We start from the raw sequence: 19992 nt of genomic DNA, 5'->3' as shown, positions 1-19992 counted from the left end.
ATGAGCATTCTTACCCGCCGCAAGTTCAACTCCATTGCCGCTGCTGCCTTCGCCGCCGGGCTGACCCGCTCACTCTGGGCGCGCACGGTCCCCGTCGATCCCACCGGCCGCAAATTTTATATCGCTCTGGTTTCCGATACCCACATCATCGATAACTTTTACGTAAAAGGATCGGAAAACGGCGCGGAAGATAACGAGAGCATTCTGCACTCCGCGGAACGGCTGGCAATCGCCCGCGATATGATCAACTCGCTGACGCCCGCCATTGACAAGGTCTTCGTGCTGGGCGATTACTTCCATAACTACCCCTCTACCGACTACGACTTCTACTTCAAAAACACGACCCGGATCGACAACGCCAAGGCCATCACTGACCGCTTCAAAATGCCGGTGCATCTGGTCTTTGGCAATCACGATTACGCCGTCAAGACGGTCGATCGCTCCATGAGCCATCGTCTCTTCAAGGCCAAATTCAACGCCGATCCTTACTCGGTGGTCGATCACAAGGGCGTGCGCTTCGTGCTCGGCAACAACTTCCTCGGTTCCACGCAGGATCGCACCGCTGCGGACTTCAATCCGGGCATCGGATCGCTTGGCGAACCCCAGTTGCAGTGGCTGGAAGCGCAGTTTGCCGAACGCAAACCGACCTACTTCTTCACCCACTATCCGCTCCTCGCCATTCAGCCCACCGAGGTGAAGGAGTTCGGCCTGCATTCTCTGCTGCAAAAGTACAAGGACACGGTGCAACTGGTCGTCACCGGCCATGTGCACAAATGGATTGACTACCAGCATGCCTATGGACCGCAGCACTACATCATGGCCGCCACCCGCTACGATCAGAACGCCACGATGCTGCTGGAGATTGACTCGCAGACCGGCGGCTACCGGTGGCTGAATAAGGAACTGGTGGAGTGGAGCACGCACTACGCCAAGCCCTACCAGCAGAGCTGACCTTTCCGCAGACACAATGAGCCCGTGGGGCGCAATGGATTTTGCAGGAGCGTTCCACAGGGCTCTGTTGGAGCCTGAGCCGTTCTTTGCTACAATCAAAGAGTTGATGGCGGCTATAGTTCAGTGGCAGAACGCCTGACTGTGGCTCAGGATGTCGAGGGTTCGATCCCCTCTAGCCGCCCCATCATAAAATCAACAACTTACAAGTACCATCCCTCCCGTAGCGCAATCCAGCACAACCAGACCAAAGTTTTCTCGCGCACATGAAAAAGCTGCGCGTGGAAGTCTACTGGCGATAACGTTGCTGTGGGTGAGATGCCGGGCTTTCCAGAAGCAATACAACTTTGCCTCTGCCAGCAAAGGACAGAGGCAAAGTAACTTGGTAGTTCGCTGCAGATTTGGCGTTACTTGGCTTCGAGCAGCGGTTTCTGCTTGTTCTTTTCGAACTGCTTCATGGCGTAGATCACGCGGTCGCGGGCGTAGGCGGCGTCATGCCAGCCCTTGACCTCAACCCGCTTGCCTTCCAGATCCTTGTAGATCGAGAAGAAGTGAGTGATTTCCTTGAGCAGGTGGGGGTAGATGTCCGTGTAGTTCCAGATGTTGGTAAAACGCGGATTGTTGTTGCCCACGGCCAGCACTTTTTCGTCGAGTACGCCCTGATCGAGCATTTCGAGCAGCCCGATGGGACGAACTTCCTGTACGCAGCCGGTAAAGCTGGGGCTGGGCACCAGAACCACAACGTCCAGCGGGTCGCCGTCGTCGCTCAGCGTGGAAGGAATGAAGCCGTAGTCGCCTGGATAATGAACGGGAGAGTGCAGGTTACGGTCCAGCTTGAATACGTGTAACTGCTTGTCGTACTCGAATTTATTGGTGTTGTCTTTGGGTATTTCGATGACTGCGCGAAAGATTTCGGGCGCGCGTTCGCCTATCGGCAGTTCCAGATAATTGATCATTGGTCGTTCGATCTCCTTGGGGAATGGCAAAATGCCGCTCTGACGTTCGATCGTCAGCCGGCGGGGACCCATCTGCGGTCATTGTACCCGCCAGAGGCCAACAGCGACTATAATTGAATCAATGAAGGCGCACGTTTACGTCACACTGAAGACCTCGGTCCTGGACGCCCAGGGCCAAACCATCCAGAACGCTCTGCGCAAGATCGGTTACGCGGATGTGACCGCAGTGCGTCAGGGCAAATACTTCGCACTCACGCTGGCCGACGGGCTCAGCACGGATGAAGCGCGCACCCAGGTGGAGCGCATCGCCAAGGAAGTGCTGACCAACCCGATTATCGAGGAGTACACCTACACGATCGAGGGCTAGTTTCTCGATCCGACGGTCGTGGATGTAGGGCGGCTGTCGCGTGGTGTGTCTCTGATTTTTGAGGAAGGCGGATCCTGCCCAGTGCAGGCTCCGCCTTTTTCTGTTTTCGGCTGACCGGAATCGGACAGTGTTCGCCGTTTCCGGACAGTGGACAAGAGAAAAGTACTGGGAGATTTTTAGCAAACCATTATTTTTTTAAACAGTTTGATCTTTTCTGGCTTTGGCCGGTCGATTGCTTCTGTACTGAATAAGCCCACCGGCTGTCAGGAGTTCACGTGCTTGGTTCGCTGCGTTTTGGTCTTCGTCAGCTTCGCAAGTCGCCCGGCTTTGCCTTCACCACGCTGTGTACGCTGGCGCTGGGCATTGGTGCTACCACGGCCATCTTCACGCTGGTTTACGATGTGCTGCTCAAGCCGCTGCCCTATGCGCAGCCGGATCGGCTGATCGCCGTCGAAGAGCACATTGCCGAGATGGAGGCGCAGTTCCCGCGGCTGCCGGTTTCGGCCAATCATTTTGCCTTCTGGCAGCGCAATCAGCACAGCTTTGAGTCGATGGCGGCCATGAAGGTGGAGTTCATACCGCTGGGATCGGGCAACCAGCCGCTGCAGGCGCAGGTGTTGCGCTCCACGGTGGGGCTGTTTTCCGTGCTCGGGGCGCATCCTGCGCAGGGCCGTCTGCTGACTGCCAGCGATGACCAGCCGGGGCACGAGCATGTGATCGTGCTGCTTGATGAGCTTTGGCGGCGGCAGTTCAATGCTGACCCGCAGATTGTGGGTAAAACCGTCTATTTAAGCGGTTTTCCCTTCACGGTGGTGGGCGTAATGCCGCGCGATTTTCATCTGCCCAGCCTGGAACTGATGCCCGGCACCGAAGTCACCCACTCCGGTCTGCCGCAGGCGATCATTCCCATGGCCTTTAACGCCGATCAACTGGCAGAGCAAATGGGAGACTATAACTACTTCTGCCTGGGTCGTCTGAAGCCCGGAGTCAGCCAGGGGCAGGCGTTGGCCGAGATTGATTCGCTGGAGCAGCGCATCGTTGAGACGATCCCGGGGGATCTGAAAGTTACGCTGACGGCGGACATGACTCCACTGCAGATGCTGCTGGTGGGCGATAATCACAAGCCGATGATGATTCTGCTGGCGGCCGTGGCGGGTTTGCTGCTGGTGGGTTGCGTCAATCTGGCTAATCTGTTTCTGGCCCGGGCGCTCGGCCGTCGGCAGGAACTGGCGATTGCCGCCGCGCTGGGCGCGGATGCGCGTTCCTTGATGGCGGCCTCGCTGCGGGAGATTGCGCCGCTCTCCGCCGCGGGCTGCCTGATGGGTCTGCTGCTGGCCGAGGCGCTGCTGCCCGTTCTGCAAAGCCATCTGCCCGCCGCGCTCGACTTCCGAGGCCCTCTGCATGTGGATTGGGCGGGTGCGGCCTGCGCCATCGCCGCCGCGCTCGTTTCCATGCTGCTGGCCGGTGCGGTTCCGGCCTGGATGGCCAGCCGGGCTGCTCCGCAAAACGCCTTGCGGGCCGATGTGCGCACCAGTTCGGAGTCTCGCTCCAGCAAACGGCTGCGTTCCGCGCTGGTGGCGGGCGAAGTGGCGGCCAGTGTAGCTTTGCTGCTGGTGGCGGGCCTGCTGACCACCAGCCTGCTGCGCTTGTTGCATGCCGAGCGAGGCTTTCAATCCGCGCAGGCGCTGACAGTAAAAATTCACCTCCCAATCCATGGCTATCCCTACGGCAACATCCGCAACGGCTTTTACAAACGGCTGGTGGAGCGTGTGGCCAGCTTGCCCGGCGTGCAGTCGGCCGGTCTGGTGAGCGTGCTGCCGCTCGATGGGGATTTTTGGGTAGATTCCTTTGTCCTGCCAAATCAGCACTTGAACTTTTCCCAGCTTCCTATGCAGCACATTCGCTGGATCTCTCCGGGCTATCTGGAGTCGATCCGCATGCCGCTGATCGCGGGTCGCACGCTGAGCGCCAGTGACGAAGGCAAGAACGTGGCTGTGATTACAGCCACCATGGCGCACTCGACCTTTGGCGCGCAGAATCCGGTGGGTCGGCAATTGATTCGGGCGGGCAGTGACGAGCCGTTCACGGTGATTGGCGAGGTGGCCGATGCCCATACCATCGCGCTTGCCAAAGCCGATCCGCCCATGGTCTACGTGCCGTACTGGTACCGCGCCGATCCGAGTGCAGGCATGGTGGTGCGTACGCAACTGCCTGCAGGAAGCGTGGCCGACGCAATTCGCGCGGCGGTGCAGCAACTTGATCCCGGCGTAGTGGTTTCCAGCATTCGCACGCTCGACGGCGTGGCCGGTGATGCCGCCGGAACGGCGCGCTTCGCTATGCAGCTGGTGCTGCTCTTTGCCGTGGCGGCCTCGCTGCTGGCAGGCCTGGGCGTTTACGGCGCCGTGGCGTATTCCGTGGCCCAGCGGGAGCGTGAGATGGCCTTGCGCCGCGCCGTGGGAGCGCAGACCGGCGACCTCTATCGTCTGGTGCTGGGGCAGGGCTTGCAGCCGGTGATTCTGGGCCTGGCGGCGGGGCTGATTCTGGCTTTTGCCTGCGGCCATCTGATCGCCAGCCAGCTCTATCAGACCAGCCCCTACAATCCGCTGGTTGCCTTCACAACGGTGTTGTTGTTGCTGCTGCTCGGCGCTCTGGCCACGCTGCTGCCCGCCCGCCGCGCTGCTCGCGTGGAGCCGATGCGCGCCCTGCGGGAGCAGTAACAGAATGTGGGAATCGTTACCCGCCCGGCGCTCCAGAAATGGGGATGATCTTTCGGATTCCCCGGGTCTTGCACACGCGGAACCGACGGCCGATCCCTTACAATCACTGCATGTGCGGAATCGTAGGCTACGTCGGAAAGAAGAATGTTTCTGCTGTCATTGTTGAGGGTTTGCGTCGGCTGGAGTATCGCGGCTACGACTCGGCGGGCATTGCCGTGGGCGCGCCCGGATGCGTCACCCTGCAGGTTTCGCGCGCCCCAGGCAAGCTGCATAACCTGGAAGAAGTGCTGCGTGAGCACCCGCTCAAAGGCACCTTCGGCATTGGCCACACCCGTTGGGCCACGCATGGCCGTCCCACGGAAGAGAACGCCCATCCGCATCGCGACTGCACGGGCTCGATCGTGGTGGTGCACAACGGCATCGTGGAAAACTATCTGGAACTGAAGCGGGAACTCACCGCGCAGGGCCATGTGTTTGTCACCGAGACCGACACCGAGATCATTGCCCACCTGATCGAGCAGGTGAAAAAGGACGCGACCGCCACGGGCGAAACGCTGCCGCTGGAAGCCGCCGTCTGCCGCGCCGTTAAGCGGCTCACGGGCGCATTCGCTCTGGGTGTGCTTTCGGCCGCCGAGCCCGACAAGATTGTGGTGGCGCGCTTCGGACCGCCGGTCATCATTGGCGTGGGCGAAGGCGAGTATTTTGTGGCCAGCGATGTGCCCGGCATTCTGCAGCACACGCGCAATGTTTACTTCATGGCCGATGGCGATCTGGCCGTTCTTACCCTTGATGGCGTCAAGCTCACCGATTTTGACGGCAATCCGGTCGAGCGCAAAATCACGCGCATTCAGTGGGACCCAATTCAGGCGGAAAAGGGCGGCTACAAGCACTTTATGCTCAAGGAAATCTGGGAGCAGCCGCGCGCCATTCGCGATACCACCATGGGCCGCGTCTCGCTGGATTCCGGCAAGGTCTATCTGGACGAGATGAAGATCTCCGATGAAGAACTGGCCTCGGCTTCGAGCATTAACATTGCCGCCTGCGGCACCAGTTGGCATGCAGGTCAGGCCGGCAAGTACATGATCGAGCGTCTGGCGCGTCTGCCGGTGGATGTGGACTATGCCAGTGAGTACCGCTATCGCAATCCGATTCCCGATCGCAACGCACTCGGTCTGCTGATTACGCAGTCGGGTGAGACGGCGGACACGCTGGCCGCACAGCGCGAGATGATCGCCCTCGGCTCAAAGACCGTGGCCATCTGCAACGTGGTGGATGCGATGGTGGCACGCGAGGCGCATGGTTCCATCTATACGCATGCCGGTCCTGAAATTGGCGTGGCTTCCACCAAGGCCTTCACCGCGCAGCTGACCGCGCTGTTTCTGCTGGCGCTCAAGCTGGGCCAGTTGCGTGGCCGCATCGACGCGGAAAGCTCCATTGCGTTGATTGAGCAGCTCAGCAAGCTGCCCGCCAAGATTGAAGAGGTGCTGCGTGCACGTTCGGCGCAGTGCGAACAGCTGGCGGCCAGCTTTGCAAGCGCGCAGGACTTCCTCTACTTGGGTCGCGGCATTCACTTCCCGATTGCCCTCGAAGGCGCGCTCAAGCTGAAGGAAATCTCCTACATTCACGCCGAGGGCTATCCGGCAGGCGAGATGAAGCACGGCCCCAATGCGTTGATTGACGAAAATCTTCCCGTAGTGGTGTTGGTCACTTGCGACCGAAATGATCCGGCCAGTGTGCTGCGCTACGAAAAGACGCTCTCCAACATTCAGGAAGTCACGGCGCGTTCCGGCCGCGTGATTGCCATCGCCACGGAGGGCGACGACAAGATCGCTTCGCTGGTGGAGCATGTGATCAGCATTCCCGAGGTTCCAGAGCTGCTTTCGCCACTCATCGAGATTGTTCCCTTGCAACTGCTCTCCTACTACATCGCCGTCCGCCGTGGCTGCGACGTGGATCAGCCGCGCAATCTGGCCAAATCCGTCACCGTGGAGTAGGGCGATCTGCGCGTAAGGATGTAGCTCGAAGAATAAAAGTACTTTTAAGGAACAGAGTAGGACGGGAGCCTCGCTGATGGAGGCTCCCGTCCGTTTTTTCAGCGTAATTTTTATAGACGAGAAATTGGATAGTTATCTATTTCGCGCAATACGACACAGGGGGTGGGCAAGAGCATAGGAGATGGTCGTTCCCGGGCTCTTTTTATAAACAAGAATGACATGACATTCAAGACTGAAGCAGTTCTCCAATTGCGATATCCAAAGACCATGCTGCCAAGGGCAACACCGCTTGCAGAGCCGCTCTATCAGGCACAGTCTGGTTTTCACCGCCAGGCGTCCATGCTCAAGTTCCTGAATTGAATATAGAGGTGCAGTGGTTAAATACGCAGTCCAAACCGTCATACGGCGGCGTAAAAGTATTGCCCGTTCACCCGTCCGGAAGGAATTTCCCTTCTTGTTTCATAACGAAACCGGAAGGGGACTACCTCGTGAAGAAGGACGCGATTTTATTGATTTCTCTTAAGACATGGCCGATTCAGAGGGTGGACCGCTGAATGCGGCCCGGGCAGAACCACAGGTATATTCTCTGCTTCCTCGGAGGTTCGGCATGAAGCGTTTTTTGGTCGCGGTACTGGCAATGGCCTCGCTGCCTTTGGCGGCACAAAGTCTGGATGATTTGAATATTCAGATACATGGCTATGCTACGCAAGGGATGGTCTATACGACCAACAACAACTGGAATTCAATGGAAACCAGCGAGGGCAGTCCGGCGTGGACAGAAGTCGTCTTCAACGTCACTGCTCAGCCCGACCCGAAGCTCCGTGTGGGTGCGCAAATGCGCTACTTCATCATGGGAAACTTCGGCAACCAAATCACCTTGGACTGGGCCTCGGGCGACTACAAGGAGAACGAGAAACTGGGGTTACGATTTGGCAAGGTCAAAACTCCGAATGGTTTGATGAATGACATTCAGGACATCGATCCTGCATTCCTGTGGAGTCTGCTTCCGCAGTCGGCCTACCCCATTACCAGCCGCACTTCGATTCTGGCGCACTATGGCGTTGTAGCCTATGGCAACCTGCGCTTGGGCCAGAAGGCTGGCAAGCTGGAATACCAGCTTTACGCGGGCGAACGAGTCCTTCCCTCGAATGATGGTTTCTTTGTTCCCATCATCGAAAGTGGTGCGGAATACCCGAATGGCCTTTCTGGTCCCACCTCTGGCGGAACGCTGCGCTGGCACATGCCGGTTGACGGTCTGATGGCCGGAGTTGCATGGGATCGCGAAGATCTTACCGGAGAGGTTGAGATTCCTGCTGCGGGTTTTGTGGGCAACAATATCGATGCGCCGTTCAAGATTCCGTTTTTCTTCGGCAAATACGAACACAATAAGGTGATGGTTGGCGCAGAATACAGCCGCGTTCCAGCGGATCACAAGTCAGTGTTTACCACCGGACCTTCGGGAGTACAGCACAACGTCATCGACAATCGTGAGTGGTACGGAATGGCGAGTTACAAGCTGACCGGTAAACTGACTGGCGGCACGTACTTTAGCAGCCTCATCAACCGCAAAGCCGCACTCAGTCCGGCTCGCTACCAGAAGGACTGGGCACTTTCCGGCCGCTATGACTTTTCGCAGTTTCTGTATCTCAAGGCAGAGCAACATTGGATGGATGGAACGAATATGGGCTATCTGACCGTGGACAATACGAATGTGAAAACCACAACCCGCATGACGATTTTCAAAATCGGCGTCGACTTTTAAGGAGTGGAAAGGAGGAACACCATGAAAAAAAATGTAGCCGTTCTATTGTTCATGGCATTGGCGCTGCTTCTTTCCAGGAGCCTCAGCGCGCAGGTTGTTATTATTGCCAACCCGAGCGTGAAAGCCAGTGATATTAAGAAGAGCGATCTTCGCGACATCTTTTCTGGGTCGGCGAACACGCTGCCCGATGGTGGTCATGTGGTTCCGATTCTGCTCAAGGGCGGAAGCGTCCACGAGGAGTTTCTACAGGCCTACATTGGTAAGCCTGATTCCACTTTTCGAGCAGCTTGGCGCAGCCTGGTCTTTTCCGGTCAGGCCTCCATGCCCAAAAGCCTCGATAGCGAAGCTGCGGTTGTGGAGTATGTATCCCACACTTCCGGTGCGATTGGATACGTCGGCAAAGCAACTCAGCACGAAGGGGTAAAAGTCCTTGCAGTCAGGTGAAACGATGATGGGAAATATCAGCATCAAAGCCAGAATTCTTAGCATCCTTGGAGTACTGGTCGGTGGTTATCTGCTGTTGCTTCTTGCGGTATGGGTGTCTGCGTCGGCAACGCACAAGGGTATGTCCGAGATTTCAACCTCGCTCTACCCGGCGGCGTTGCAGATGCAGGCGGCCGAAGCCTCTTTTGAGCGCATGAAGAAACGGTATGGCGATGCCGTCGTGCTGCAGGATCAGGCCTCCCTGAGCGGTGGAGAGAAGGAAGCTCAGGGGACGCAGGATGCTCTGACAGAGGTGGTCAACTCTCTGAAAGACGATCCTGAACTACACAAGCAGGCAGAGGATATTTTTGCCAGCTTCACTTCGATCCGTTCGCGGGACCACGACACCTATGCCGCGATTCTTTCGGCCAGCGGCGGACCCAGTGATGACCTGATGGCCAAAGTGGGCGAACTGGGGAAAGACAACAAGACGCTGACCGACGCGATGACGGATTTCAGCAAGGCTATTTCCTCCCATTTCCAGAAGCAACTGGATCATGTGGATGCATGGTCGGTGCGCAGCCGTTTGGCCGGGTTCGTCATGTCGATCTTTGCTCTGTTTGCCGTTGTTCTTGCCTGGTGGGTGGTGCAGAACAAAGTTGTTCTTCCTCTTGCTGCGCTGGCCGGTTATATGCGCGACATCGCTGAGGGCGATGCTGACTTGACGCGCAGAATCACCGTTAACGGACGCAACGAAATCGACGAAGTCGGAACCTGGTTCAATGTCTTCATTGAGCGGATTGAAAAGATTATCGGCGAAGTGATGAGACATGCTCAGACCCTGGGTACGGCTGCTGTCGAACTGGAGCACTCCGCGCAGACTACGGCCGAACACGCGGCACTGCAGGAGCATCAGGCTGCGCGTATTACCGCTACCATGGATGAAATGTCGTCCGTGGTGCAGGAGATCAGTCATACCACCCAGAACGCGGCTCAAGATGCTCGCAGGGCGGAAGAGAGCGCTAAATCGGGTGGTGATACTGTTCAGTCGACGGTGCGCACCATCAGCGATCTGCTCCACTCCAATCATGAGACATCGGAAAAGATCGAGGAGCTTGGACGTTCGAGCGACGCAATTGGCAAGATCATTAACGTGATCAATGAAATTGCGGCGCAGACCAACCTGCTGGCCTTGAATGCATCCATTGAGGCGGCGCGCGCCGGAGAACATGGCCGGGGCTTTGCCGTAGTTGCCGGGGAAGTGCGTCGTTTGGCGGAACGCACCAGTTCGGCGACCAAGGAAATTGACGCGACCGTGCGCGCCATTCAGGTAGGAACGCAGGAAGCCGTCGATGCGATGCGAGCCAGTATGAGCCATGTAGAAGACGGCGTGCAGTCAGCGAAATCGGCAGGAAACGCGCTGACCAGCATCATTCAAGGTTCCGAATCCGTGCAGAAAATGGTGACACAGATCGCCAATGCGGCGGGTGAGCAGTCCAACTCAACAGCGTTGGTCAGCGGTAGTGTGCAGGAGATTGCTTCTCTTATTCAGCAGACCCATACGAGTTCGCAGCAGGCTGTCGAAGCCTGTCAGGAACTCTCCCGGCTGGCGAATGAAATGACCAACCTGGTGGGTGAGTTCAAGGTGAGCAACCGACCTTAGAGCGGTTCTCCAATAGGTGTAGCTCTTGTCTGTATTGCAGAGGGTTTCTTTTTCTTGAGGAAAAAGCAACCCTCTGCTGTATGGGGTTCGGTGGGCAGCAATTGGAGAATCGCTTTAGGCTGCATGGAGCGGTGCAAAGTTTTAGTGCGTGGCGTTTAGTATCGCATCGGCGATGCACGCCGCTTCCACGGCAGGGCGCACCGCATGCACACGCACAAGCGCGGATCCGTGCAGAATCGCCGCTACCAGCGCGGCAATGCTGGCATGCTCCCGTTCTGCTGGGGTTGGTGTGCTACCGCCAAACAACGGAGCCAGCGCATGGCCCAGGCAGGATTTGCGGCTTAAGCCCGCCAGCAAGGGAAAGCCTAACTGCAGCAGCTCATCTTGCCGCGCCAGCAACGCAAAATTCTCTTCGTTGCGTTTACCAAAACCGTAGCCGGGGTCCAGCACGATGGCTTCCGGCGCAATGCCCGCGTCCATGGCTTTTTTCAGGCTTGCCTGCAGGCCCGTGTGCACTTCCAGCAGCATTGCTTCGGGCGCAAGCGACGGTAGCGTAGCCCATGCGTCGGGCAGGCCGCGCGTATGGGTGAGAATCATTCCAGCGCCAGCCTGTGCGGCCACAGATCCAAGAGAAGGATCCCAGAAGAGGCCGCTTACGTCATTGACGACGGCCGCGCCCGCCGCCAGTGCCGCCCGCGCCGTGCTGGCCTTGTAGGTGTCGATGGACAGAACGGCGTCCGGTCTTTCCTTCAGAATGCCTTCCACCACCGGCAGCAGCCGCGCCTGTTCTGTGTCACTGCTGACCAGCGGTTCAGCGCCGCCGGCATGGGAGCTTGGCCGTGTGCTTTCCGCGCCCAGATCCAGAAGGTCCGCGCCCTCGTCGAGCGCATGGATGGCTCTGGCCACCGCTGCTTCAGGGCAGAAAAAAGCTCCTCCGTCGGAGAAGGAGTCGGGCGTGATGTTGACGATGGCGCACACCAGTGTCTGCTCACCGAGTGCCAGCGTGCGCCCCTTCAGCTTCCAAATTTTCTTTGCTCTCGCGGTAGTTTTCATCGGTCAGTTTTTATCCTACGCCGTTTCCGATTCCGCTCCTGCTACACTCCGACCATGAAGTTTTTCTTCTGTGTTTGGAGTGCATTCTTGGCCGGTGCGATTCCCATGGTCGCAACCGCGCAACAGCCTGTGCAACAGCACGCGCCGCTCGCCGACCGCATTCAGGCGATCCTTGCCGAGCCCGCGTTGCAGCATGTCAGTTGGGGCATCAGCGTGGTGGCACTTGATGGAACGACCCTCTATGCGCGCAATGACGACAAGCTCATGACTCCGGCTTCCAACAACAAGATGATCACCACCGCCGCAGCCTTTGCGCTTCTTCCAGTCGATACATTGCGCTGGAAGACCGACGTGGTCAGCTCGGCGCGCATCGATAGCCACGGCATGCTGCATGGCGATCTGGTGCTGCTGGGCGTAGGCGACCCCACCCTCAGCGCGCGGCCCTATCCCTACCGTTCAGCGGCTGCCGTTGCTGTTCTAGCCAAATCTTCTTCTGCCGAACCCAAACCCGATGCGATGCTGCCTCTGGAGCAGCTTGCCGACCAACTGGCCGCCGCAGGTCTGCGTGAGGTGGACGGCAACATCGTAGGTGACGACAGCTTCTACGTCGATCAGCCCTACGGCAGTGGCTGGGCCTGGGATGATTTGGACTGGAGCTATGGCGCGCCCATCTCCGCGCTCACCTTCAATGACAATACGGTCGTTCTTACGCTGAATGCCGACAGGGCCAATCCTGGCGCAACAGTGGGCGCATGGATTCCAGCCGTCAGCTATTACACGCTCAGCAATACGGCCACGCTCGCCGTCGGTGGTGAGTCAGCGCATCCTGGCCTGGATCGTGCACCGGGCTCTCTGGAAGTACGTTCCTGGGGAACCATCGCCCCGGAGGGCTATCACGGCAAGATCGCCGTCCAGGATGCGGCGGCCTTTACCGCTGCTGCTTTTGTTGAAGCGCTGCGCAGTCGTGGCATTGTCGTACACGGCGCGCCCAGGGTTCATCATCAGCTGCCCATGGCCACGCAGAGCTTTGATGAAGAGCGCGCCCAGCCGCTTCCACTCGCGCCTTCTGCTGTTCCACTGATTGAGGCTCCGCTGGAAGGCCGCAACGTGCTTGCCAGCCGTTTTTCGCCGCCCGTGGCTGAGGATCTGGTGGTGACCAACAAGGTTAGTCAGAATCTGCATGCTGAGCTTACCCTGCGCCTGCTTGGCAAGCTCATTGCGGGCGAGGGAAGCTTGGCCGAAGGCACACGCGTGGTGCGTCAGTTCCTTCTGAGCGCGGGCGTTGACGATCAGGATTTCTACCTCTGCGACGGCTCGGGCATGAGCTACAATGATCGCGTTGCACCCCGTGCCCTTACCCGTCTGCTCGTCTATGCCGCCCGACAGCCCTGGGGCGAAGACTGGCGCGCAAGTTTGCCCGTCGCTGGTATGGATGGCACGCTCAACGAGCGCTTCCGCACATCCTTCCTCAAGGGCAGGCTCTGGGCCAAGACCGGAACCCACAGCGAGAACAATGCGCTCTCAGGCTATCTGGATGCGGCAAGCGGCCAGCGGCTGGCCTTTTCCATTCTTGTGAATAACCACCGGCCCGGCAGCAATGCGGAAGTGGAAGCCTTGGATCGCATCGTTGAGGCCATTGCCGCAGCAGAATAACCCTTTCCAGTCCTTCTTCGAGTGGCCTTTTCTTGAGGAAAAAGCCACTCCGCTGCAGAGGCTTCGGTGTACAGCCATTGGAGAGCTGCTATAGTCTTCCGGCTGTTCCGGAATGCGGATGCGCCCGATCCCTTTCCGATGTGAATTCTTTTCTTCCAATGCCTGCAAACCCTCTTTTCTCTAAGAATTTCTGGCCCGGAAGGCGGAATTCGGGCGGAAATATATCGTTTGAATCTTGAAGATGTAGACAGAATGTATACCCGGTAATGTATTTTCAAATCACTCAAAATGAGTCTGATCCTCACGTATGGCCAAGACAGAAATCCAGGAAAACAGGACGTATTTTGACCTCTGGTTACAATAGAGATTTTTTTTAATCTCCGGAACTTTTTGTGGTACTACTAGTTTGTGCCAGTGTTCCACGTCCCTGGCTATCTTCTGTGAAAGTCCTTCTAGAGGCTTTCAGCCGGTGTTGTGCCTGGGGGACGGAAAAGCTGGCTTGGGAATTCAGGACGCCGCTCGATGAGCGAGATTTTACAAATACGGTGGCCAAAGCTGACGCACGTGGATTGCGCCCGTTTTCGCTGCCTTCCGAAGAATTTTTCCCGCAGGTTTTCGTGCTGGCAAGCTGGCTGCAATCTGCAAGCAGGCTTGTATCGAGCACGGCTGTCCCTCTTTCTGCTGCATGCGGGGCATGGCCGCTCCGTGAGCGCGGATTTCTTTCCCTTACATTGCTGCAATCAAAAAACTGGCGTACTCCCGCGCCTGGATGCTTGTTGTCCGGGCGTTGACCTTCAACCTTCCTTCTTTGCAACGGCTCTCTGGAGTTGAAACATGTCGCAGAAAATAAACCAGGTCTACGAAATTGCCCGCGAGCAATATGCCGCGATCGGCGTTGACACCGAAAAGGTCCTCACAGCGCTCGATGCAATTCCCATCTCGATTCAGTGTTGGCAGGGCGATGACGTCATCGGCTTTGAATCCGGCGCCGGTGCTCTTACCGGTGGCATTCAGACCAGTGGCAACTACCCCGGGCGCGCCCGCACTCCGCAGGAGCTGCGCGCTGACCTTGAACTGGCTCTCTCGCTGATTCCCGGAAAGAAGCGCGTCAACCTGCACGCCATCTATCTGGACGCGAAGGAAGCCGTGGCGCGCGAGGATATTGAGCCCAAGCATTTTGCCACCTGGGTGGAGTGGGCCAAGAAGCATGATCTCGGTCTGGACTACAACCCGACCTGCTTCTCGCATCCCAACAGTGCCGACGGCCTCACGCTCTCGCACCCCAATGCCAGCATCCGCAAGTTCTGGGTGGATCACTGCATTGGCAGCCGCAAGATCAGCGAATACTTCGGCAAGGAACTGGGCACGCCCGCAGTGATGAACGTCTGGGTTCCCGATGGACTGAAGGATGAGCCTGCTGACCGCCTGACCCCGCGCAAGCGTCTGATTGAGTCGCTCGACGCCATTCTGGCGGGCACCAATGGCACGCACCACAAGGTTGCTGTTGAAGGTAAGCTCTTCGGCATCGGTGCCGAAAGCTACACCGTCGGCTCCAACGAGTTTTATGCGGCCTATGCGGCCACCCGCAAGGTGCTGCTCACGCTCGACGCCGGCCACTTCCATCCCACCGAGAACGTGGGCGACAAAATCTCCACCGCCTTCTGCTTTGGCGACGAGATTCTGCTGCACGTTTCGCGCCCCGTCCGCTGGGATAGCGACCATGTTGTGCTGCTCGACGATCCCACCCAGACCATTGCCGATGAGATCATTCGTTGCGGCGTCCACCGCATCAACATCGGCCTGGACTTCTTCGATGCCAGCATCAACCGCATCGCGGCCTGGACCGTGGGCTCCCGCAATATGCGCAAGGCACTGCTGCGCGCTCTGCTTGCTCCGCAGCAGAAGCTGGCTGAGTTCCAGGAGAAGTTCGACTTCTCGGCGCGTCTGGCCTGGAGTGAAGAGCTCAAGAGCTTGCCTTGGACCGCTGTCTGGCAGCACTACTGCGAGAGCCGCAATGTGCCTACGGGCATCGAGTGGTTCGACAAGGTTCGCGCCTACGAGGCGGAAGTCGCAAGCAAGCGCGCCTAGCCTACCGGCGGAGGGAGCCTGGCTCTCTCCGCCTTTTTCTTCATTTACAAGATGCACGGATCTGCTTCAGTCTTATTTGCAAAGAAAGGCGTTCTCATGTCGTTTACTCTTGCGCTTCCTCAGATCAGTCTCAGTGGAGAGGGAGCCATCTCCGATGCCGTCAAGACCATCGCACAGCAGGGCGTGCGTTCCGTGCTTCTGCTTACCGACGAGATCCTGGTCAAGCTTGATGCGGCCCGGCTGGTGAAGGAATCTCTCTCTGCGAATGGAATCGCATTTGCAGTCTTCTCGGCTATTGAGCCGAACCCGACCGTTGCCACGGTGGAAAAGGCCTTTGGCGCATTTATCGCAGCCAAGCCCGACGCCCTGATTGCTCTGGGCGGCGGCAGCGTAATCGATACGGCCAAGGCTGTGCGTTTGCTCTCGGCCAATCCCGGTCCCATCCAGGCCTATGAAGGTGTGCACCACGAGCTGCGCAAGGGCGCAATGCTGGTGGCCATTGCCACTACCAGTGGTACGGCGGCGGAAGTGACTTCGAACGCGGTTATTACCGATACCAACCGCCACGTGAAGATGGTCATCATCACCCACGCATCCATTCCCGACATTGCCGTTAATGATCCGGCGGCGCTCAAATCAATGCCCAAGGGAACCACCGCTGCCACCGGCATGGATGCTCTGACCCACGCCATCGAAGGCTACGTCAGCGTGGGCGCGCATACGGTTACTGACCACTCTGCGCTCGAATCCATCCGCGTCATCAGCAAGTGGCTGCCCGCAGCCTACGACGATGGCTCGAATCTGGAAGCCCGCACCATGATGGCTCACGGTTCCTTTCTGGCCGGCATGGCCTTCAACAGCGCTGGACTGGGCGCGGTGCATTCGCTCGCCCATCAGCCGGGCGCAACGCACAATCTGCCCCACGGCGTCTGCAACGCCATCCTGCTGCCGGTGGTGGAGAACTACAACCGCCCCGCCGCCATCGAACGCTTTGCCCGCATTGCCGAGGCCATGGGCGTCAACATCGAAGGCATGACGACGGAGCAGGCTTCGCTGGCTGCCATCGACGCTATCCGCAAGCTCTCCAAGCGCGTCGGCATTCCCGCCAGCCTGGGCGAGCTGGGCGTGAAGAAGAGCGATATCGAGGCCTGGATTCAGCCCGCCATCAACGACCCTTGCACGCCCGGCAATCCGCGCAAGATCGATGCCGACGTGGTTCGCGCCCTCTATAACGAAGCGGTCTAGGCAGAAGAGCAGCACATGAACCGCACCGGCACAAAAACAAAGCTGGGTGCCCCAGGTCCCGCTTCTGGGACCTGGGAAACCACCAAGGCAGACCGACGAAACCATGCGGTTTGTGCTCCGGAGCTTTGGCCGCACTCAAGTTTGCTGTACAAGTTTCATTCCGATCTTTTGATCCAATCTGCGCCGTGGCGCGCTCTTCGGGCGTGCGTATGCGCTTTACTCCGCTTTACAGGCCGTGGAGCCTGTGTAAGCCTGAAAGCTGAAAAGGGGTTTTATGTTTAAGCCGGAAAACTATCTGCATCCCAAGGACGAAATTCTGCGCGGTATGGAACGCATCTACCGCTACCGGATGACCACCACCAGCGGCGGCAACCTCTCCATTCAGGAACCGAACGGCAACGTCTGGATCACTCCGGCAGGCATCGACAAGGGCTCGCTGCGCCGCGCCGACATTATCTGCGTCACCCCTGAGGGAGAAGTGCAGGGCATTCACCGCCCCAGCTCCGAGCTGCCCATCCACCAGCAGATTCGCGCCCTGCGCCCCGAGCTGGGCGGCGTCGTCCATGCGCATCCTACCGCGCTGGTAGCCTTCAGCCTGGTGCATCAGGTGCCCAACACCCGCCTCTTCCATCAGTCGCATCGCACCTGCGGTGAGGCCGGCTTTATCCCCTATGAGATTCCCGGCAGCGCCGAACTGGGCGCACGTGTGGCCGAGGGTTTTGCCAAGGGCTATAGCGCTGTAATCCTCGAAAACCATGGCGTCGTCACCGTCGGTAAGACCTTCCTGGACGCCTTCCGCTGCTTTGAGACTCTGGAGTTCACTGCCAAAATCATCATCAAGGCCAAGCTGCTGGGCGGTAACATTCACTACCTCACCGATGCAGAACTCTCCGATGAAGCCCGCCGTCCCGCCAGCTTTGAGAGCTTTACACCCCAGTATCCTTCCAGCCGGGAGAACGAACTGCGTGGCCAGCTGACGGAGTTCGTGCGCCGCGCCTATCGCCAGCGCCTGTTCATCAGCACGCAGGGCAGCTACTCGGCCCGCCTCGACAAGGACACCTTCCTCATCACGCCTACCCGCGTGGATCGCAGCACCATCGAGCCGCAGGACTTCGTGCTCGTCTCGCATGGCCGCATCGAGGCCGGTAAAACTCCCAGCCGTGGCCTCATGAACCACAAGGCCATTTACGACAAGCACCCCGAGATCGGTTCGGTCGTCAATGCTTATCCGGTCAACGCTTCTGCTTTCAGCGTCTCCGGCAACAAGCTCGACAGCCGCACCATTCCCGAAAGCTACGTGGTGATTCGCAACGTGGGCTGGGTGGACTACGGCAAGCAGTTCGGCGACGGTCATGAACTAGCCGACATGCTTTCCACCACCCGCCCGGCGCTGGTGCTCGAAAACGATGGCGTGCTGGCCACCGGCAAGGATCCCCTGCAGGCCTTTGATCGTCTGGAAGTCCTGGAGGCTACTGCCGAGGCCATCATCAACTCCAAGGGCATCGGTACCCTGCAGCCGCTCGACGACCAGATCACCCGCGATCTGGACCGGGTTTTCTTCGGGATATAGTTTTCAAGCAAGTCCGTGCCCGCAGGACGTCTCCTTTCCGGCTGACGTCCTGCGGGCTTTCTTTGTCTGCGGAGAGCGTTTCTAAGGCTTTGGTAAACGGCATGGAAAAGGGGTGAATTTTTTCCGGAACGGGGAATTATTTATATAGTCCCACAGTGAAACTATAGCGTCCTGTTTTGAAACCACCCCTCTCGCCGGTCTTTGCAAAATGTTGCCGATTGGATGTACGGTATCCCATATATATGACTGCCAAATAAAAGATTAACCTGTGGATTTCATCCTGAAAGATTCACCTGGTGATGACGGTTGAAGTTGGAATTTCTGACTCCAATTTTTGGTAATGTGATGACGGTCACGTTAAGGTCTGGTTCGACTGGTTACCAGGGTAGGGGGACTTCGTTTCCTGACTTGACACAAACTGTCCCTAAACGATACGTTTTTTGTGGATAAGTTGTGCAAAATCCGGTGGAAATTACCTCCCAACGGTGCCCTTCCAAACTTCAACATTGGAAGATTTTGTGGCAACTCCAGTCCTCCGTAGAGAGGATCCTGAAGGTTGGGGTTCGTTTTTCCGGTGTATCCGATTCGTTGTTGTTTTGCTGTCGCTGATATTTTCTGGTTTTGGGGAAGGCCATGCGGGGTTCGTCGAAGGATCAAGTTCGCGTAACAAACTATCTACGCCGGCTGCGGGGTGGCTCTCAGCCCATCCTCGCCCGCGCCAGCGATGATCAACTTTATGTCGTCAAGTTCCTCGCCAATCCGCAGGGAAGGAACCTTCTCTTTAATGAGGCTGCCGGCAATGAATTGTTCAAATCCATGCGCCTGCCGGTGCCCAAGTGGAAGCAGTTGCTGCTGACAGACGAGTTTCTGGAATCCAACCGCAACTTCATGCGGGAAAATATTGCCCTCTGCGGAATTGCGCATGAGCAGGGTATGTGCTTTGGATCTAGATACATGGGCGGAAATGACCAGGACCTTCTGGAAATCCTGCCCCGTTCCAGCTTCAAACGCGTCCGCAATGTTGAGGTCTTTCTGCAGGCCTGGATGCTGGATGTGGCCGCTGGCCATACCGACAACCGTCAGGCATTGTTCCTGCGCGAGGCGAGCGGCCACCTGAAGGCCCTTTTTGTCGATCATGGCAACATGTTTCGTGGAGCGAGTGGCAGTGTTACCCCCCATATGCTGGCCTCCGCCTACCTGGACAAACGCATTTATCCGGAGATTTCCGGGACCATGCGGGCCAAGATACTTCGTCAAGCGAATGAAATGGACTCCAATAGCCTCTGGAAGAAGGTTCTCAACCTTCCTGAAGAGTGGCAGAGCCCGGAGGCGTTGGCCAACTTTGCCAACTGCCTGGAGCAGCTGGCCGATGTCCGGAAGATGGAATCGATCCTGGAGAAGGTGCTTTATTTCGCAGGGCAGGCACGTCGTCAGGCCATGGATCAGTCCTACGAATGCATGCAGACACTTGCTCTGCCTCGCACGGGCTTCGACTTTAGCGCCGCACCCTTCCAGGCGATTGCCTGAGTCCGTTTTTCTGTAAAACTGCCCAA

At 57.9% G+C, this 19992-nt stretch carries 14 protein-coding genes and 1 tRNA gene; 13 read left to right on the top strand and 2 right to left on the bottom strand.

What is annotated here, in order from left to right; translation table 11 throughout:
- Together ACOBR2_RS13820 and ACOBR2_RS13815 are read left to right on the top strand one after the other, a co-directional pair.
- Positions 1–951 carry a metallophosphoesterase family protein gene (locus tag ACOBR2_RS13820; protein ID WP_420236700.1) on the top strand — a complete coding sequence of 317 codons (951 nt, stop codon included), beginning with the start codon at positions 1–3 and terminating at the stop codon, positions 949–951.
- A gap of 109 nt (positions 952–1060) precedes the next feature.
- A tRNA-His gene (locus tag ACOBR2_RS13815) sits at positions 1061–1135 on the top strand.
- A 220-nt stretch (positions 1136–1355) separates the two neighbouring features.
- On the opposite strand, the gene ACOBR2_RS13810 is transcribed toward ACOBR2_RS13815, so the two are convergent.
- The gene (locus tag ACOBR2_RS13810; RefSeq protein WP_420236699.1) at positions 1356–1904 is read right to left on the bottom strand and encodes an inorganic diphosphatase; all 549 of its coding nucleotides are present in this window, start codon (positions 1902–1904) and stop codon (positions 1356–1358) included.
- A 121-nt stretch (positions 1905–2025) separates the two neighbouring features.
- On the opposite strand from ACOBR2_RS13810, the gene purS reads away from it, so the two are divergent.
- From purS to ACOBR2_RS13780, 6 genes are all read left to right on the top strand, one after another.
- Positions 2026–2271, top strand: a complete 246-nt coding sequence (gene purS / locus ACOBR2_RS13805) for a phosphoribosylformylglycinamidine synthase subunit PurS (RefSeq protein WP_420236698.1) — start codon at positions 2026–2028, stop codon at positions 2269–2271.
- Between the two features lie 275 nt (positions 2272–2546).
- Entirely contained in the window at positions 2547–4988 is a 2442-nt protein-coding gene (locus ACOBR2_RS13800) for an ABC transporter permease (RefSeq protein WP_420236697.1), read from the top strand.
- Positions 4989–5098: 110 nt separating this feature from the next.
- Positions 5099–6982, top strand: a complete 1884-nt coding sequence (gene glmS, locus ACOBR2_RS13795; protein ID WP_420236696.1) for a glutamine--fructose-6-phosphate transaminase (isomerizing) — start codon at positions 5099–5101, stop codon at positions 6980–6982.
- 607 nt (positions 6983–7589) lie between these two features.
- Positions 7590–8744 (top strand): hypothetical protein, encoded by a 1155-nt coding sequence (locus tag ACOBR2_RS13790; RefSeq protein WP_420236695.1) that lies wholly within the window; start codon positions 7590–7592, stop codon positions 8742–8744.
- Between the two features lie 21 nt (positions 8745–8765).
- Complete coding sequence (locus tag ACOBR2_RS13785; RefSeq protein WP_420236694.1) at positions 8766–9188, top strand: hypothetical protein; 423 nt, start codon at positions 8766–8768, stop codon at positions 9186–9188.
- A gap of 121 nt (positions 9189–9309) precedes the next feature.
- Positions 9310–10830: a methyl-accepting chemotaxis protein gene (locus ACOBR2_RS13780; RefSeq protein ID WP_420236693.1), complete on the top strand. Its 1521-nt coding sequence runs from the start codon at positions 9310–9312 to the stop codon at positions 10828–10830.
- 141 nt (positions 10831–10971) lie between these two features.
- On the opposite strand, the gene folP is transcribed toward ACOBR2_RS13780, so the two are convergent.
- Positions 10972–11883 carry a dihydropteroate synthase gene (gene folP / locus ACOBR2_RS13775; protein ID WP_420236692.1) on the bottom strand — a complete coding sequence of 304 codons (912 nt, stop codon included), beginning with the start codon at positions 11881–11883 and terminating at the stop codon, positions 10972–10974.
- A gap of 54 nt (positions 11884–11937) precedes the next feature.
- Between folP and dacB the strand changes: the two genes are divergently transcribed.
- From dacB to ACOBR2_RS13750, 5 genes are all read left to right on the top strand, one after another.
- Positions 11938–13536: a D-alanyl-D-alanine carboxypeptidase/D-alanyl-D-alanine endopeptidase gene (gene dacB / locus ACOBR2_RS13770; protein WP_420236691.1), complete on the top strand. Its 1599-nt coding sequence runs from the start codon at positions 11938–11940 to the stop codon at positions 13534–13536.
- An 834-nt stretch (positions 13537–14370) separates the two neighbouring features.
- The gene (locus ACOBR2_RS13765) at positions 14371–15624 is read left to right on the top strand and encodes an L-rhamnose isomerase (RefSeq protein ID WP_420236690.1); all 1254 of its coding nucleotides are present in this window, start codon (positions 14371–14373) and stop codon (positions 15622–15624) included.
- A gap of 96 nt (positions 15625–15720) precedes the next feature.
- Positions 15721–16869, top strand: a complete 1149-nt coding sequence (locus ACOBR2_RS13760; protein WP_420236689.1) for an iron-containing alcohol dehydrogenase — start codon at positions 15721–15723, stop codon at positions 16867–16869.
- Between the two features lie 274 nt (positions 16870–17143).
- Positions 17144–18439: a class II aldolase/adducin family protein gene (locus ACOBR2_RS13755; RefSeq protein WP_420236688.1), complete on the top strand. Its 1296-nt coding sequence runs from the start codon at positions 17144–17146 to the stop codon at positions 18437–18439.
- A 633-nt stretch (positions 18440–19072) separates the two neighbouring features.
- Complete coding sequence (locus ACOBR2_RS13750; RefSeq protein ID WP_420236687.1) at positions 19073–19966, top strand: hypothetical protein; 894 nt, start codon at positions 19073–19075, stop codon at positions 19964–19966.
- Positions 19967–19992 lie beyond the last annotated feature (26 nt).

Source organism: Telmatobacter bradus (assembly GCF_048629425.1).
GTDB classification, from domain to species: domain Bacteria; phylum Acidobacteriota; class Terriglobia; order Terriglobales; family Acidobacteriaceae; genus Telmatobacter; species Telmatobacter bradus.
Note: the sequence above shows the minus strand (reverse complement) of the source record. Positions and strands in the feature narration are given on the sequence as shown.

Bases quoted from the DNA above. Each gene is read 5' to 3' on its own strand.
- ACOBR2_RS13820 (WP_420236700.1), top strand. From the start codon at position 1: ATGAGCATTCTTACCCGCCGCAAGTTCAACTCCATTGCCGCTGCTGCC.
- ACOBR2_RS13810 (WP_420236699.1), bottom strand. From the start codon at position 1,904: ATGATCAATTATCTGGAACTGCCGATAGGCGAACGCGCGCCCGAAATC.
- purS (WP_420236698.1), top strand. From the start codon at position 2,026: ATGAAGGCGCACGTTTACGTCACACTGAAGACCTCGGTCCTGGACGCC.
- glmS (WP_420236696.1), top strand. From the start codon at position 5,099: ATGTGCGGAATCGTAGGCTACGTCGGAAAGAAGAATGTTTCTGCTGTC.
- ACOBR2_RS13790 (WP_420236695.1), top strand. From the start codon at position 7,590: ATGAAGCGTTTTTTGGTCGCGGTACTGGCAATGGCCTCGCTGCCTTTG.
- ACOBR2_RS13785 (WP_420236694.1), top strand. From the start codon at position 8,766: ATGAAAAAAAATGTAGCCGTTCTATTGTTCATGGCATTGGCGCTGCTT.
- ACOBR2_RS13780 (WP_420236693.1), top strand. From the start codon at position 9,310: ATGTCCGAGATTTCAACCTCGCTCTACCCGGCGGCGTTGCAGATGCAG.
- folP (WP_420236692.1), bottom strand. From the start codon at position 11,883: ATGAAAACTACCGCGAGAGCAAAGAAAATTTGGAAGCTGAAGGGGCGC.
- dacB (WP_420236691.1), top strand. From the start codon at position 11,938: ATGAAGTTTTTCTTCTGTGTTTGGAGTGCATTCTTGGCCGGTGCGATT.
- ACOBR2_RS13765 (WP_420236690.1), top strand. From the start codon at position 14,371: ATGTCGCAGAAAATAAACCAGGTCTACGAAATTGCCCGCGAGCAATAT.
- ACOBR2_RS13760 (WP_420236689.1), top strand. From the start codon at position 15,721: ATGTCGTTTACTCTTGCGCTTCCTCAGATCAGTCTCAGTGGAGAGGGA.
- ACOBR2_RS13755 (WP_420236688.1), top strand. From the start codon at position 17,144: ATGTTTAAGCCGGAAAACTATCTGCATCCCAAGGACGAAATTCTGCGC.
- ACOBR2_RS13750 (WP_420236687.1), top strand. From the start codon at position 19,073: ATGCGGGGTTCGTCGAAGGATCAAGTTCGCGTAACAAACTATCTACGC.